The organism is Actinomycetospora endophytica (assembly GCF_021026375.1).
GTDB lineage: Bacteria > Actinomycetota > Actinomycetes > Mycobacteriales > Pseudonocardiaceae > Actinomycetospora > Actinomycetospora endophytica.
Window position 1 is genome coordinate 584,529 of record NZ_JAJNDB010000003.1, and the last position, 15,295, is coordinate 599,823.

15 protein-coding genes are annotated in these 15,295 nt (G+C 72.3%); 8 read left to right on the top strand and 7 right to left on the bottom strand.

Annotated features, from left to right (window positions below):
- Positions 1 to 20: 20 nt before the first annotated feature.
- Positions 21 to 605, bottom strand: a complete 585-nt coding sequence (locus LQ327_RS18115; RefSeq protein ID WP_230736180.1) for a TetR/AcrR family transcriptional regulator — start codon at positions 603 to 605, stop codon at positions 21 to 23.
- Between the two features lie 104 nt (positions 606 to 709).
- Here LQ327_RS18115 and LQ327_RS18120 point away from each other — a divergent pair, with 104 nt between their 5' ends.
- Both LQ327_RS18120 and LQ327_RS18125 read left to right on the top strand, forming a co-directional pair.
- Entirely contained in the window at positions 710 to 1,222 is a 513-nt protein-coding gene (locus LQ327_RS18120) for a methyltransferase family protein (RefSeq protein WP_230736182.1), read from the top strand.
- Between the two features lie 7 nt (positions 1,223 to 1,229).
- Positions 1,230 to 1,634: a PNPOx family protein gene (locus LQ327_RS18125; protein WP_230736184.1), complete on the top strand. Its 405-nt coding sequence runs from the start codon at positions 1,230 to 1,232 to the stop codon at positions 1,632 to 1,634.
- Positions 1,635 to 1,651: 17 nt separating this feature from the next.
- On the opposite strand, the gene LQ327_RS18130 is transcribed toward LQ327_RS18125, so the two are convergent.
- The 4 genes from LQ327_RS18130 to LQ327_RS18145 all read right to left on the bottom strand — a co-directional run bounded on the left by LQ327_RS18130 (position 1,652) and on the right by LQ327_RS18145 (position 4,219).
- The gene (locus LQ327_RS18130; RefSeq protein ID WP_230736186.1) at positions 1,652 to 2,110 is read right to left on the bottom strand and encodes an SRPBCC family protein; all 459 of its coding nucleotides are present in this window, start codon (positions 2,108 to 2,110) and stop codon (positions 1,652 to 1,654) included.
- A complete protein-coding gene (locus tag LQ327_RS18135; RefSeq protein WP_230736188.1) occupies positions 2,103 to 2,447 on the bottom strand; it encodes an ArsR/SmtB family transcription factor in 345 nt (114 codons plus the stop codon). The genes LQ327_RS18130 and LQ327_RS18135 overlap by 8 nt, the downstream gene beginning before the upstream one ends.
- 540 nt (positions 2,448 to 2,987) lie before the next feature.
- A complete protein-coding gene (locus LQ327_RS34035; RefSeq protein ID WP_308286338.1) occupies positions 2,988 to 3,569 on the bottom strand; it encodes a MarR family winged helix-turn-helix transcriptional regulator in 582 nt (193 codons plus the stop codon).
- A gap of 11 nt (positions 3,570 to 3,580) precedes the next feature.
- The gene (locus tag LQ327_RS18145) at positions 3,581 to 4,219 is read right to left on the bottom strand and encodes a TetR family transcriptional regulator (RefSeq protein ID WP_230736190.1); all 639 of its coding nucleotides are present in this window, start codon (positions 4,217 to 4,219) and stop codon (positions 3,581 to 3,583) included.
- Between the two features lie 653 nt (positions 4,220 to 4,872).
- Between LQ327_RS18145 and LQ327_RS18150 the strand changes: the two genes are divergently transcribed.
- The 3 genes from LQ327_RS18150 to LQ327_RS18160 all read left to right on the top strand — a co-directional run bounded on the left by LQ327_RS18150 (position 4,873) and on the right by LQ327_RS18160 (position 10,808).
- Positions 4,873 to 6,102 (top strand): hypothetical protein, encoded by a 1,230-nt coding sequence (locus tag LQ327_RS18150; protein WP_230736192.1) that lies wholly within the window; start codon positions 4,873 to 4,875, stop codon positions 6,100 to 6,102.
- Positions 6,103 to 6,191: 89 nt separating this feature from the next.
- On the top strand, positions 6,192 to 9,959 hold the full coding sequence (locus LQ327_RS18155; protein ID WP_230736194.1) for a S1 family peptidase: 3,768 nt from the start codon (positions 6,192 to 6,194) through the stop codon (positions 9,957 to 9,959).
- 186 nt (positions 9,960 to 10,145) lie between these two features.
- A complete protein-coding gene (locus LQ327_RS18160; protein ID WP_230736196.1) occupies positions 10,146 to 10,808 on the top strand; it encodes an RNA polymerase sigma factor in 663 nt (220 codons plus the stop codon).
- Positions 10,809 to 10,845: 37 nt separating this feature from the next.
- Here LQ327_RS18160 and LQ327_RS18165 read toward each other — a convergent pair whose 3' ends face one another.
- Positions 10,846 to 11,445, bottom strand: a complete 600-nt coding sequence (locus tag LQ327_RS18165) for a hypothetical protein (protein ID WP_230736198.1) — start codon at positions 11,443 to 11,445, stop codon at positions 10,846 to 10,848.
- A 253-nt stretch (positions 11,446 to 11,698) separates the two neighbouring features.
- On the opposite strand from LQ327_RS18165, the gene LQ327_RS18170 reads away from it, so the two are divergent.
- Positions 11,699 to 11,872, top strand: coding sequence for a hypothetical protein (locus LQ327_RS18170; RefSeq protein ID WP_230736200.1), 174 nt, complete (start codon positions 11,699 to 11,701; stop codon positions 11,870 to 11,872).
- Positions 11,873 to 12,057: 185 nt separating this feature from the next.
- Here the strand turns inward: LQ327_RS18170 and LQ327_RS18175 are convergent, their stop codons facing one another.
- The gene (locus LQ327_RS18175; protein WP_230736202.1) at positions 12,058 to 12,498 is read right to left on the bottom strand and encodes a MarR family winged helix-turn-helix transcriptional regulator; all 441 of its coding nucleotides are present in this window, start codon (positions 12,496 to 12,498) and stop codon (positions 12,058 to 12,060) included.
- 69 nt (positions 12,499 to 12,567) lie between these two features.
- Here LQ327_RS18175 and LQ327_RS18180 point away from each other — a divergent pair, with 69 nt between their 5' ends.
- Both LQ327_RS18180 and LQ327_RS18185 read left to right on the top strand, forming a co-directional pair.
- Complete coding sequence (locus LQ327_RS18180; RefSeq protein WP_230736204.1) at positions 12,568 to 14,139, top strand: FAD-dependent oxidoreductase; 1,572 nt, start codon at positions 12,568 to 12,570, stop codon at positions 14,137 to 14,139.
- 51 nt (positions 14,140 to 14,190) lie between these two features.
- Positions 14,191 to 15,075: a cyclase family protein gene (locus LQ327_RS18185; protein ID WP_230736206.1), complete on the top strand. Its 885-nt coding sequence runs from the start codon at positions 14,191 to 14,193 to the stop codon at positions 15,073 to 15,075.
- The last annotated feature ends 220 nt before the right edge of the window (positions 15,076 to 15,295 follow it).

A 15,295-nucleotide genomic window follows, 5' to 3' on the forward strand; every position in this document is an offset into this window, starting at 1 on the left:
AGGCTCTGGTCGACTCCTGGTCACCGGTCGAGGATCGCCTGGACGACCGGCCCCATCGTCGCGATGACCTCGTCCGGTCGGGCGTCGCCGAGCGGAGGGAGCCGGAGGACATAGCGGGCGAGCGCCGTCCCGAGAATGTAGGAGCTCAGCGCCGCGGAGCGCCGGTCGGTGATCACCTGCAGCCCCGGGTCGCCGGTGCGCCGCGGGTCCACCAGCCGCTCGACCATCACGCGGACCTGGGTCGAGAACACGTCACGGATCCGGTCGGCAGCCCGTTCGCTGGTGGGCGCCGATCGCAGTAGCAACGTGAGCACCTCGCCGGTGTCCGGGCCGTCCCAGAGCTCGACGAACCGCTCCGCGAGCGCGGCGCCGCGCTCCGACGCCACCACCGGACCCAGCTCGGGGAGGGCGAGGTCGATCGCGGTGGCCGCCTCGAACAGGCCGTCCTTGCTGGTGTAGTAGCGGATCACCATCGAGGCGTCCACACCGGCGTCCGCAGCCACACCCCGCACCGTCGCGCGCTCGAAGCCGTGAGTGGCGAACGCCCGCCGGGCTGCCGCGAGCACGGCGTCGCGGGCCGCCTGCGATCTTGCCGTGAACGCCACCGCCCCACGATAGCCAACACGCGTTGGCAAACCGAGCCGAGCGCGCTAGGTTTGCCAACGCACGTTGGCACTATGAACCCGGGAACCGAGAGCAGGAACCCCTCATGCGCAGACCTTCGGCGGCGGCGCTCAGCGCCGGGTTCTTCCTGGTGGCCCCCGGCACGGTCGTCGGGCTGATCCCGTGGCTGATCACCCGGTGGCGGTGGCGCCCCGAGCTACCGGGCGGCGTCGCGATTCGGGTGGTCGGTGCGGTGCTGGTCGCCGCGGGACTGCTTCCTGCCGGCTCGGCGTTCGTGGAGTTCGTCAAGGCCGGCGGCACTCCGATCCCCCTGGCCCCGACCGACCGGCTCGTGGTCTCCGGGTTCAACCGCTACGTGCGCAACCCGATGTACGTCGGTCTGCTGCTGGCCGTCGTCGGTCAGGCGTTGATCTTCGGTCAGGCGCGGCTGCTGGTCTACGCCGCGGCGGTGTGGATCGCACCCGCGGCATTCGTGCACTGGTACGAGGAACCCACCCTCACCCGTCGGTTCGGCACCGAGTACGAGGCCTACCGGGCGGCCGTCCCCGCCTGGTGGCCACGTATCCACCCCTGGACCCCGCAGCCGGAACGGAACTGATCTCGCGATGACCACCAGCCCCCTGGCGCGCCGCTACCTGTGGCTGCTCGAGCACACCCTCAACCAGGCGACACGACGGCTGGCCCGCACCGGGTACGGGCCGTTCTCGCTGGTCCGGCACACCGGGCGCCGGAGTGGTCGCGTCTACGAGACCCCGGTGATGCTGGCGACGGTCCCCGACGGATTCGTCGCCGAGCTCACCTACGGACCCACCGTCGACTGGTACCGCAACATCGTCGCGGCCGGGGGATGCGAGGTCGTCCACCAGGGCCGGGAACACACGATCGACCGGATCGAGGACTGCGATACCGCTCGCGGCCTGCGCGCCTACGGCTGTCCGCGGGCGCTCGTCCTACGCCTGCTGGGCCGGCGCGAGTTCCGCGTTCTCCATGCGGCCCGGCCAGTGCCGTAGCGGGTCGGAGACAGGCGTCAGGCAGTGATCAGCCCCGCCAGCTTGGTGAAGGCGGCGGTCCAGCCTGCCTCGGCCCCGGCCCGGCCGTCGGCGGGGTACGGGCCGTCGCTGAGCGTCATGCGCGTCCTGGGCCCGTGGTCATGGAACTCGACCCGCAACACGCTGGAGTCGGGCATGCCCACCTGCGGCATCGGGTCCGACCGGAGCACCAGGAGCTCGGGCGGGACCAGTTCGATGATCTCGTAGCCGACGGTGAACTCGCCGCCCCCGGGGGCCAGCATCGTGAGCTCGTAGCGCCCGCCGAGCCGGAGGTCGACGAGGATGCGCTCGGCCGGCACCTCGACGCGCTCGGGGCCGTACCAGGCGGCCAGCGCCGCCGGGTCGGTCCAGGCGCGGAACACCCGCTCGCGCGGGGCGTCGAAGACCCGGGTGATCAGGACGCATCCGTCGGTCGAGGTGGGGGTCTGCTCACTCATCGTCGGCTCCTTGCTGTTCGGGTTCCGCAGGCAGGCGCAGGTACGCCTCGAGGCGGTCCATGCGGGCCTGCCAGGTCCGGGTCCGGGACTGCATCCACGCGACGGCGTCGTCGAACGGTTCGGGATTGCGTCGCCACTGGGCCTCACGGCTCCGGGTGATCAGCCCGGCCCGTTCGAGAACCTTGAGATGGCGCGAGACCGCCGGGACGCTGACCGGGAACCGAGCGGCGACCTCGTTGACGGTCGCCCCGCCCTCGGCGAGCAGGACCAGGATCGAGCGCCGGGTCGGGTCGGCGAGCGCGGCGAAGGTCAGGCTGAGCTGGTCGTCCGTGGTCATGTCGCCCCGAGTTCTGTAATGAACGACTCGGTTAATTGCGCTCCTCATTGAACACACTGCTCACACGCCCGACAAGCAGCCCGGGCCGCCACCCACGACCATGTCGGCCCGAACGCCCCGCCCAGGCGACGCTGACCGCGGCAACCCGTCGCTGCGGGCGACACCACAACGCCGTCGACCGCGTCCGTGATGGACACCGTCCGAACTCGGACGAATTCGAGACGTCGACCCTCGTCGAGACATTGCCTCGCATCGCACGGCTTCTTGACGGCGTGCCTTTCGATCGTCAAAGTATGTGCGGCCGATCCGGATTCGATCGGGAGGGCGGGTCGGGAGTCAGTCGAAGCAGACATTCTTCACGCAAAGGCACACACATCTTCTCGACCGAAGCGGCGTGGACCTACGCCGCAACGTCGATTGCTCGAAAGAGGGCTTCTGCTCCTCCTGCTGTCCGCTGCACTCCAACCCCCCGGGAAGTGCAGCGGGCACGGGATCGGCTGACCGGATCCGGCGCGAGTCCGCGGTCAGCCGATCCCACCCCTAAGCTCCGAGATTTCCTCCAGAACTGTCGGGCGACTCGGCGGTCGCCTCCTCGAGGGTTGTCCGGAGCCGGCCGGCGTTGGTGGCGTGCGACCGCAACGACGCCGCCATCTCGCTCAGGAGATCAGCCAGCGATCCCCGCAGTTCGACATCGTCGACCAGTCGAGGTCCGATCCGACCCAGCGCTTCGTCGATGTCCGAGGCGAAGAGGGCGAACATCGTCTCGATCGCCGAGAGACCTCGGGGTGTGAGCTCGACCAGCACCCGCCGACGATCGTCGGGATGCGGTGTGCGTTCGACCAGGCCCGCCGTCGCCAGCCGGTCGATCAGCGACGTTGCGCTCCCGGCGGTCAGCCCGGCTCGCGCAGCGACGAGGGTGGGAGTCAGTGGCCCCTCATGGAGAAGCTGGCCCAGGACCGCGGCCTCGGTGGTACTCACCTCGATTGCGGACGCCATCGTCCGCCGGTATTCGTCGCTGGCGACGATGAGCTGCCGTAGGCGCCGAGCGATCTCGCCCATATCGGTGGCCTGATGGACGTGCTCGACGCCACCGCCGGCCCGATCACCGGCCGGTCGGTCCACTCCGCTGACCGTCATGGTGCTCGGTTCACGCCGCGTCGAGTCGCGTACTCGTGGTCGTGCCAGGGCAGGTCGTGGCGATGGGCATCGAGCCAGCGGGGAGTAGCGACCAGAGGGAGCAACACCTGCCAGAGTGAGTGCACGCGGGGCCCGAGCTCGTCGATGGTCCCGGTCCGCTCGCAGATCAGATTGTGGCCGGCCACGGCCGTGATCAGCGACCGGGCCAGGTCGGGGATGCTCACCTCGTCGCGCAGCAGTTCGGATGCGGCCGTGAGCTGGGCGGCGGTGGCGGCCTCGAGGTACCCGTAGTGCTCGCTGGCCCGGGTCGTGGGCACACCAGGATCGTTGAGCAGTCGGATGCCTCCGCGCACGATGGGATCGGTACGCATCAGCCTGACGACCTGCTCGGTCTGCAGCACCAGGGTGTAGAGCGGGTCGAATCCGAACGAGCGGATCTCGGCGCCCATCTCCCGCCAGGTGCCGGTCGTCGCGGCGATCACTGCGTCGGCCAGCGCAAGCTTGTCCGGGAAGTGGAAGTACAAGGCGCCTTTGGTGACCCCGCAACGACCGAGTATCTCTCGCAGCGGGCTTCCGTGATATCCACCGGAGGCGAACTGTTCGCCGGCTGCGACCAGCAACGCGTGTCGGGTCACCGCGGCCCGGTGCCCGTGGTCGGGTCCTCCCGATGGCGCCGGGACGCCGGTCGCCTCTGCCGCTTGCCGAGATGTCACTGCGCCCGTCCTTTCCGGCACCAGCCACGGACATCCGGACAAGCGTCCCTCACGTGGAGGCCTCTGCCATTCACCGCATCAGGTCCACGCCTGATCAACAGAGAGCGGACCGGGCCGTGCAGCGCGCAGCCCCCCAGCTACGCAGCGATACACGGTCCGGTCCGCGGCGCGACCCGGAGGCAGTTCGGTGCTGTCCCCGCGCCGCACGGGCGGGCCAGACCCGGGGCCGGCAGATCCTTCGCCGCGCCACAACATACCGGGCGTTTTGGCTGCTGGCTACAACGTTGTGTCTCGCACCGAGACTCCCTCGCCCGGTTCTGCCCCGTGATCATGTCCGGAATCGCCTCGGTCCGAGGATCGACGATTCGCGAATCGGATGAATCGAGAAGGAGAGGCGAGGCGAGGGATGCGGGAGTTTTGACAGCCGGCAATCCCCGGAGCACGCTTGTCCATTCCGGCATTCCACGACGGGCAGGACATCCTGATCTTTCCTGGTCCGGACCCGACCATTGTCACCAGCGATGCGGCGCCCTGGTCGAGCAGCCCCGAGGCGTGTCGCCGGGAGGAGCCGCCACATGCTCTCCCGCCGCGGCGATCGCGTGCCCGGACTCTTGTCGGCCCTGGCGTCCGCCTGTCGGTACTGCTGGGTCGACGTGGGTCGCGGATGCCGCCGGTGGTGGCCGCGGCGGTGGTGGCTGCGGGCGTTGTCGGTCGTCGGTGTGGCCGTCGTGGTCGTCGGGCTGATGGCCGCGCAGTCGATCGTCGAGGCCCTGACCCGCCCTGGGAGCGACCCGGTCGCCGCCCGCCTGGCTGAGTGGGGTCGCGACCACGGACTCGGCCCGCTGGTCACCGCACTCGAGGCGGGTCAGTACGAAGTGAACAAGCCGCGGATCGGTGGCGCGCCGCCAGGTGGCATCCCGCGTCCACCGGGCGCCGAGGCCGAGCATCCCGGCGGGCAGCCGGCGCCACCGCCGCTCCGCCCGCCGGTCGGCGTGTCGCCGCTGCCCGGCGAGGGTCAGTGGCAGCCGGTGGTCTCCACGCCTCGCGGCGTCGCGGTCCGGGCGACGACGGTGCGCCCGGACGCCGAGCACACGTCGTTCCTGGTCGGCGTGCTCTGGATGGACCCGACGCTGGTCGGCGGGGTGCTGCACCCCGGCACCGTGGACCCGGGCGGTCACTGGTCGATCCCACCGAAGATCGACGCCACGGAACAGCGCAGCGTGGTCACCGCGTTCTCGGCCGGGTTCCGGCTGCAGGGCGACAGCCACGGCGGCTGGTACCAGGACGGTCGCCAGCTACGACCGCTCGTGCCCGGCGCGGCGAGCATGGTGATCGACACGGACGGCCGGGTCGACGTCGGCGCCTGGGGCGGGGAGATCGGCATGGGCCCGCAGGTGGCCGCGGTCCGCCAGAACCTGGTGCCGCTGGTCGACAACGGCGTGGTCAACCCGACCTGCGCCACCGGTGGCACCAGGCAGTGGGGCTCCACCGTCGGGCAGGCCGCCTTCATCAGCCGCTCGGCGTTCGGGGTAACCCCCACCGGCGCGATGGTCTACGTCGGCGGGCCCGCCCTCTCGGTCTGCACCCTCGGGGAGCTGCTGCGCTCGGCGGGAGTGGTCCGCGGGATGGAGCTCGACATCAACCCCGCCTGGGTGTCCGGGGTCTACTTCCACCCGAACGGCCGGCCGCAACCGCCGGCGTTCGAGCTCTTCCCCGACCAGCAGATCGGCACCCAGCACTACCTCCAGGTCTCGAGCCGGGATTTCTTCTCGTTCGACCTGCGCTCGGTGCCCGAGAACCGGTGAGGCCTTTCCAGGCCCGCCGCCGTGAGCGCTGCCCGGCCGCCGAGGGAGCCCGTGCCAAACTCCCCTCGGCCGGGAGGGGGCAGCACCGGGTGGAGCAGAACAGCGCGGTGGTGCGGGTGTGCACCCCCGACGGGGTGGCCGTGGGCTCGGGGGTGCTCCTCACCCCGTCCCTGGTCGCGACCTGCGCCCACGTCGTCGCCACCACCCTCGCCCACGACGAGCTGCCGGTCGCCCCGCCACCGGACGCGATACGGATCGACTTTCCGTTCCTCGCGGTCGGGACCCGGCGGACCGGGACGGTGCGCCGGTGGGAACCGCCCCGGGCCGACGGCGCCGGGGACGTCGCGCTGCTCGACCTCGACGCCCCCGTTCCCGCTCCCGTCCCGCCGTGGGCGCGCCCCGACCGGCCCTGGGGCGCCGAGTTCCGGGTGATGGGTTTCCCGCTCGGGCGCGAGGACGGGGTGTGGTCGGCCGGGACGCTGCGGGCGATGCAGGGCAGCGGCTGGCTCCAGCTCGCCGCCGATCACGGCCCGAGGATCGGACCGGGATTCAGCGGCGCCCCGGTCTGGGACGGCGAGGGCGCCTCGGTCCTCGGACTGGCGGTCACCGCCGACCGGCTCTCCCACGAGGGCGTGGCCTATGCCCTGCCCGCCGACGAGGTCCTCGCCCTGGCGCCGGAGCTGCTGGTCAACCCCTTCCCGGGGGACGACGCCTTCACCGCGGAGCAGCACGACCGGTTCTTCGGCCGCGAGTCCGACCTCGAGCGGTGTCTCGGTGTTCTCGACCGGCACGGCATCGTCGTCATCACCGCCGGGTCGGGGCAGGGTGCGACGTCGCTGCTCTACGCCGGAGTCGTGGCCGCGAGCAGTGATCTGGTGGTCGCCGACCGGCTCGACCTCCGCCCCGACGCCGCGCAGTGGGTCCGGAGGCAGCGCGAGACGGGGAACCGCGTCGTGGCCACCGCCCGCGCCGACCGGTGGCCCGCCGTCGTCGGGAACGACGAGGGCCTGCGCGCCGCCACCATCGCGATCGGGAATCTCGACCGGGAGAGCCTGCGCCGGACGATCCTCTGCCCGCCCGCGAGTCGCCCGGGCCCCGCGGTCTCCCCCGCCCTCGCGGCCCGACTCGTCGACGACGCCGGCGACGAGCCCGGCGGCCTCGCGCTGCTCCAGCACCTGATGCACCGGCTCTGGGACGCCCCGGGGACGACCCTCTCCGTGGCGGACACGGCCGTCGCGCTCGCCGAGCAGACCTGGGCGGGCTTCGACGCCGCGAACCGGCTGGTCGCCCGCGAGCTGCTCCTCGGGCTCGTCCGTCCGGCAGGCGACGGCTTCGACCGCGGCGAGCTCGCCCTCGACGGACTGGGAGAAGCGCAGCGGGAGGTGCTGGAGAAGCTGGCCGCGGCCCGCGTCGTGACGATCGGTCGTGGTGGCTCCGACGTCGCCGAGCTCGCCCACCGGGCCCTCGTCGACCGGTGGCCGCTGCTCGCGGGCCGGCTGACCGCCGACGCGTCGTTCCTGCGCTGGCGCGACGGGGCACGCACCCGGGCGGCGGCGTGGCGGGATGCCGCCGACCCGGCGGCGCTGCTGCGGGGCGACGACCTCGGCCGGGCCCGGGAGTTCCTCGAGCAGCGCGACGACGACGTCGACGCCCCGATCCGCGCCCTCGTCGCGGCGAGTGCACGGCGACGGCGGCGGGACCGTCGGCGCCGCCTGCTGCTCACGGCCGTCGTGCTGGTACTGGTGCTGGTGGCCGGCGCGTTGACGACCACGGTGGTGCGCGCCCGGGTGGCCGCCGCACGCGAGACCGCGAACGCGGAGACCCTGGGCCGGCTGGCGCTGGCGGCCGAGGCGACCGATCCGCCCCGAGCGACCCAGCTCGCCCTCGCCGCCTACCGCAGCGACCCCGCCGACGCCACGGCCCGCACCGCGCTGGGCCAGGCCTATCTGCTGCGGCGGTCCACGACGAACGTCATCCCGGTCCCCGGCACCGACGAGCCCGGCACGATCCTCGTGCCCGACCCGGACCAGGAGTACACCGTCGTCGTCACCCCGCAGGGCTCGGGCCTCGCCGAGCGGCTGAGCACCAACGCCCCGCTGTTCTCCGCCATCCCCGGGTCCGACGCCGACGCCCGCCCGGTCGCGGTCACCGGCGGTGGTCGCTGGGTGGTGATCCGGACCGGGGCCGGTGGAGTCCGCGTCTGGGACCGGACGTCGTCCGCCGGCGCGCGCGACGTCCCGGGTCCCCCGGCCACCGCCGTCGTCCCGACCCCCGACGGCGCGCACCTCCTGACCTACGGCCCTGACGGCACGGGCACCGTCGTGACCGGCGTCGACCTCGCGACCTTCACGACGACGACGGTGGCCCGGTTGCCCGACGCCGGGATCTCCGTCTGGCCGACGAGCGACCCGACCCGGCTGCTGGTGCGTGCCGCCGACGGCGCGCTCACCGTGCGCGACACCTCGGGCGCCGTGGTCGGGACCGCTCCGGCCGACACCGGGATCGCCCTCCGGGGCGCGGTCACCGTGCGCTGCGACACCGATCCCGACCAGACGGTGATCGTCACCGACGCCGCCACCGGCCTCGTCCGGACCCGCGTCCCCACCGGCCCGCACGGGTGCGCGGGCCGTCCGTCGACGATCACCGCGGACGGCGCGCACCTGGTGTGGATCGAGAGCACGCCCGGCGCCTCGGGCATCCAGCCGATCCAGATCGTCGACCTTCCCGACGGGCGCCGACGCGCGGCCTGGGTCCCGGCCGCGTCCCCCGTCCTCCCGCCGGCAGCCGGCCCCGGCATCCCCGTGAACCCCCGGTTCGTCCTGCGTCCCCGGGACGGCGAGCTGATCGACCACGGCCACGTCGACGGGCTGAACCCGCTGGAGTCCCCCGGCTGGCGCGCTCCGACGGGCCCGCCCGCGGCCCTGCTCAAGGGCCCGAACGACGGCGCCACCGTCATCGCCGACCCCACCGGCGCGACGGCGATCAACAGCTTCGAGTACAGCGTGCTCGGGCACCTCGCCGCTCCCACCGGCGGGTGGTCCTCGACCTCGGTATCGGCCGCGGGCACCTTCCTCGCGGTAGGGGGCGGACCCTCCGGGACCGTCGTCAGCGAGTTCGCGCTGCCCGACTTCCGACCCCTCGGGACCTACGCCCTGCCGGTGCCGGCGGGCATCCCGGTCACGCTCGCCCGGGGTCCCGACGACCTCGTCGTCCTCGGTGGCGGGACGCTCTCGTGGTGGTCGGCGAGCACCCACCGCCTCCTGGCGCCGCCGGTGCGCACCGACGCCGGGACCGCGCTGAACCCCACGCTCGCCGTCGCCCCGGACGCGGCCACCGTCGCGCTGCGCGTCCCCACGGGGGTCGACCTCCTCTCCCGGAGCTCTCCCACCCCGACGGCGGTCCAAGGGTCACCCGGGACCTCCGACGGCCTGCTCGTCGACCAGCAGCGGCTGGTGTCGCTGGACGCACCGGACCAGCTCGTCGACCACCGTGTCCGCGACGGGAAGGCCGGAGCGCGCATCGCGGTGCCGCCGGGGACGGACGCGATCCTCGGCTCCGACACCGCCGGGCGCTCACTGACCAGCGATCCGGCCCAGGCGCGCGTGGACGTGTGGGACGTCGATGCCCGGCAGGCGGACGGCGAGCTGCACCTCCCGCCCGGCACGGTGCCGAGCCGGCTGGTGGGCGGGCGGACCGAGCTCGACTCGGGGGACTTCGCGTTCTCGGTGGCGGTGGACGCGGAGCAGTGGCGCACCCGGCTGTGCCTGGTCCAGAACGAGGAGTTCGACCCGGCCGAGCTCCGGCTGCTCCCCGAGGGGACGCCGTCGAACCGACCCTGCTCGTTGAAGGACGAGTGACCCCCACCTTTTGCGGCGCTTCCTGGTCCTTACCGGTAGAGGCCGGTCGGGGCGTCGCGCGTGAGCGGTGGACATGGGGGGCGTTCACGCTCGAACGCCCCGGCCGGCCTCCTCGGGTCCCTGGGCGGAGGACACATGATCGGGTGAGAATGGCCGGGTCGGACGAACCGACCCGGAGGACTCCACGTGACGATCGCCGTCGACCCCGCCGACGACTGGCTCACCCGGCTGCTGCTGCACTTCGATCGGCGGTGGATGCCACCCGAGGACGGCCTGGCCGTCGACCGGGATCGCCGCGCGGGACTGCAGCGGATCTCCGGGAGCGATCACGCCGACCACCTGACGATGCTGATCGACTACTACGGGGATGCGCGTCCCCAGCTCGTCGCGTTCGCCCGCCGGCTCCTCGGTCGTCACTCCGAACAGGCCGAGGACCTGCTCCAGGACGTGATGCGCAAGGTGTGCCAGAAGCCGCCGGTGCTCCGCGATCCCGACCGGATCGACGCCCTCTTCCACCAGGCGCTCCGGAACGGCGCGGTCACGTGGGGGACCCGTGCGGGCCGGGAGCTGCAGCACCTCACGCACGACTCCGAGGGCGTCCGGGAGCTCCCCGATCCGGCGGTGGCGTTCGAGGACGTGGTCCTGTTCCACCTGGTCGTCGCGCGCGCGTTGTCGACGCTCTCGCCCCGGGAGCGGGAGGTCATCGAGCTCGTCGACCTCCGGCGCCTGACCGTCCGGGAGGCGGCCGACGAGCTCGGCGTCTCCCTCGGCGCCGCCAAGAACTACCGGTTCGTCGGGCTGCGCCGGCTCCGGGAGGACCCCGGCGTGAACGCCCTGCGCGGGGCCTGACCCGGGCCGTCGGCCTGCCGCCGCCGCCCTCGGGCCTTCAGTGGCCCAGCAGATCCGCCACGCGCAGCAGTGCCGACAGCCGCGCCGGGATCTCCTCGGGCACGATCGGGCTCGATCCCTGCAGCGTGTAGAGGTCGCTGCCCTGGATGGTCCACGTCGGTGCGCGACCCGAGGCCTGCTCCTCGACGAGCAACGGGCCGAGGAGCGAGCGGGCGACGTCCGGGTCGGTCGCCACGATCTCGAACTTCTCGTCGAAGGGCGGATGCCCCAGGGTCAGGTCGACGGTCTGCGGCGAGAACAGCTTCTGTTGGATACCGCCGAGCAAGGCGTTGACCGGGTCCAGGGCGGCACCGACCCCTCCGAGCACCGAGGTGACCGCGCTCCACGCACCGCCGCCCCGGAGCTTGACCGTCATCCGCGGATAGGACTGCGGCAGCTTGACCATGGTCACCGTGTGCCGGGCCATCATCCGCCGCGCATTCGCCTCGGAGTCCCACGAGTTGTGCCAGCGGCGGTACCAGTGGTCCGCCACCGCGACGGGCCGTCCGTCGACCGTGGAGTACAGCAGGATCTCCGCCTCGCCCCGGCCGTCCTGGGGGCCGCCGAGCTCGAACGGCAGCGAGGCGTTCCTCGACACCGCCCAACCGTTCCGGGCAGCCCACTGCGTGGCCGCCTCCTGGTCTCGCCGGTTCACACGCCCCTCCCGCCGCTGCGTCGGGATCACCCTAGAGGCGTGTGTGAGGTCGGCGTGAAGGATTTGGACGAACTGGTCGTACCTGCCGCGGAAGATCTTGTTCAGCTGCTTCATCCACGCCACCGCGGCATCGTGCGTGGGCTCGGGCAGCACGAGCTCCCACCGCGCCCACCCCTGGAGATGCGAGAGTGACCGCGTGGCGCACGAGAACGAGTACTACTTCTGCCTCAACCACCACCGCGTCGAGGGCGTGGACGGCTGCAGCGCTCCGGAACGCCTCGGGCCATACCCCGATGAGGCCACCGCCGCTCGCGCCCTGGAGATCGTCCGGGAGCGCAACGAGGCGGCGGACGAGTACGACGAGAGCTGACATCCGGAGTGTCGACCCGACGCCGGGCGAGCCGAGGGCGCTTGACCCGCAGCTGCACCGGCACCCAGGAGTTCCGTCCGGAACAGATGATCGATGTCGCCGTGTCGGCAACGACGACGGGCTCACAGCAACACCATTGACGTCGCCATCGAACAAGTGGACTGAATGAGGGCGTTGCCGATTCTTCACCGCGGCCAGGCTCGCGTCAGGGTGCTGTGCAACTCCGCCAGTTCCCCGGGGCCCAGCCGACTCCCGAGTTCTTGTTCCAGATCGTGGAGAATCCCCGAGGCGACCTCACGGCGCCGACGGCCCGCGTCGGTGAGCCCGATGAGGGTGCTCCGCGGGAAACCCGGCCCCGGCGTGCTGACCAGCAGCCCCTCGTCGACGAGCTGCGTGACCGCGCGATGCATCGTCTGGCGCGTGACGCCGGCACGGCGCGCGAGCTCGGCGATGCTCAGCGGCGTCTCGGGCGCCAGGTGTGCGAGGACAGCGGCGTGGGCCGGGGTGATGGGGGCGACGCCTGCGGCCTCCAGGCGTTCGAGCAGCTCCTCGGAGAACCACCGGACACCTCGCTGCAACAGCCCGAGCAGCGGCTGGTCCGCTTCCGAACGGCTCTCGGGGCTCATGGGTCGCGCTCCTGTCCGCTGCGGACTATCGTCTGTGTCAGCATAGCTGACACAGAAGGCGGGAGTTCCATGGCGAGCTACGACGTCGACGTCCTCGTCGCCGGGGCAGGTCCGGTCGGCCTCACGGCTGCGCTGGCGCTGGCTCGGTGGGGCGTGTCGGTGCGGGTGGTGGACGCCGCGGACGGTCCGGCCACGACCAGTCGGGCGCTCGGCACCCACGCGCGCAGTCTGGAGATCTACGACCAGCTCGGGATTCTCGGCGACGTCGCCCCACACGGGACGCGGGTCAACGCGTTCATCCGCCACCAGGACGACCACGCGAACCGTGTCGATTTCGAGTTCGGCGATCTGGCGACCCGTTTCCCGTACATGTTCAACGTCGACCAGGTGATCACCGAGCGCGTGCTGCGCGGGCATGCCGCCGCGGCCGGGGTTCCCGTGGAGTGGAGCACGCAGCTGGAGTCCTTCCGCCACGACGAGGACGGGGTCACGGCCACACTGCGCCGCAGCGGCGGCGCGGAGACGGTGCGTGCCCGCTATCTGTGGGGCTGCGACGGCGGGCACTCCACGGTCCGCAAGGCCCTCGAGCTCCCGCTGGCCGGCGAAGCCGCCCACACCTGGCTGATCGCCGACGCGACCGTGCACACCGACCTCGAGCGGGACGGCGTGCACTGGCTGTTCCCTGACGGCGGCGCGCTGATGGCGTTCCCGTTCCCGGATCCCGGCAAGTGGCGCCTGCTGGACACCACCGGCGACGGGACCCCCGAGCAGCCCGACCAGATCGCCCGGCAGTTCAGCACCAAGCTGTCGCAGGCCCTGGGCCGCGACACCGTCGTGGACCGCCCGAACTGGGCGTCGAAGTTCACCATCCAGCAGCGTGCGGTACCCGCGATGCACGTCGGGCGGTGCTTCGTCTCCGGCGACGCCGCCCACGTCCACTCCCCCGCCTCCGGTCAGGGCCTCAACACCGGCATCCAGGACGCCTACAACCTGGCCTGGAAGCTGGCCATGGTCGTCCGCGGCGACGCCGATACGGCACTGCTCGAGACCTACGACGCCGAGCGTGTCCCGATCGGCCGAGCCCTGCTCGCCTCGACCAGCAAGGTCATGAACACGGCCATGGTCGACGCACCGGCCGCCGGACCCCAGGGCTCCGATCACGGCTTCATGCGCCAGCTGATCGCAAGCATGTCGGGCCTGAGCATCGCCTACCCCGACAGCCCGCTGACGGTGCGCGACGATCAGCCAGGCCCGGGACCACGACCCGGCGAGCGACTCACCCAGATCACCGCCGCCGACGCCCAGTCGCCCGGCTGGACGGCACTGCGCGCGGCGCTGCGGGCTCCCGCCTGGCACCTGCTGCTCGTCGCCGGGCGCCACGACACCACCGACCCGGTCACCGCACCCCTGTCGGCATGGCTGGACACGGTGACGATCAGCCGGCATGGCCGCGCCGAGGACGACCACGGCGTGTGGGATCCCGACGGCCGGGTCCGGGACACGCTGGCCGCGACCGACGGGGAGTGGCTCCTCGTCCGCCCCGACGGCTATCTGAGCGCCCGGGGCACCGGCGACGCCGGCCTCCTGGCGGCACTCGACCGGGTGGCCGGCCTGCAGGTGCCGGAGCCGGCCCGTGCGTGATCGACCGGACAGCCCGTCCCGGGCCACCATCGCGACGGAACGAGGGACGGCGTGACCGACTCCGAGAGCATCGACGGCCTCAGCAACTGGGGCCGGTGGGGCGCCGAGGACGAGCTCGGCACCCTGAACCTGATCACCGACGAGACCCGTGCCCGAGCACTGAGGGAAGCGCGCACCGGGCGGGTCGTGTCACTGGCGAGGCCCATCGACCCGGCGTCCATGATGGGCGGGCCGTTCGCGCCGCCCACCCCACCGTCCCCACCGGTGCAGCAGGCCATGCTCTACACCGGCGTCCCGCCGATGGGCATGGCCGAAGTGCTGGTCGTGACCCCGCACAACCCCGGGCTCACCCACCTCGACGCGCTCGTGCACATCCCGGTCGACGGGCAGGTCTACCCCGGGCGCCCCCTGACCGACGCCGTGACCCCGACCGGTGTCCTCCACGGCTCGACCACCGCGTTCGCCGACGGTGTGCTCACCCGAGGAGTCCTGCTCGATCTGGCCCCCGATGACCGCCTGCCACCGGCACACCCGGTGACCGGCGCCGACCTCGACGCCGCCGAGCACCGCACCGGTGTACGCCTGGAGCCCGGGGACGCCCTGGTCGTGCGCGGTGGGTGGGAGTTCTCCCGGGACCCGGCGAACCCGATGCCCGGCATGACCCTCGACGCGATCGCCTGGATGCGACACCGCGACGTCTCGGTCTACGCCGGCGACATCGGCGACGCGCACCCACCGGTCGACTCGCAGGTACCGATGCCACTGCACCTGGTCGGGCTCGCCCGCCTCGGCATGCCACTGATCGACGGCGCCGAGGTCGACGCGCTCGCCGCGGTCTGCGCCGAGCTGGGCCGATACGCCTTCCTGCTCACGATCGCACCGCCACGGCTACGCGGCGCCACCGGAGTACCGGTCAACCCCCAGGCGATCTTCTAGAGCCTCCATCGCCGCAGTCGTAGCCGCGGCTTCAGCCCACAACGTCGCCGTACCGCTTCTCAGCAAAGTCCCTCGTGACGCGGTGGTGCCGAGGGGAGTGTCCGACTGACGGTGTAACTGGCCTTCTGGCTCCGGGCGTGTCCCGGGGGAAGGACCAGTCATGACCGACACGATCGAGCCTGTGCCGGCTCGGATCGATCAGCAGCAACTCGCTCAGGAC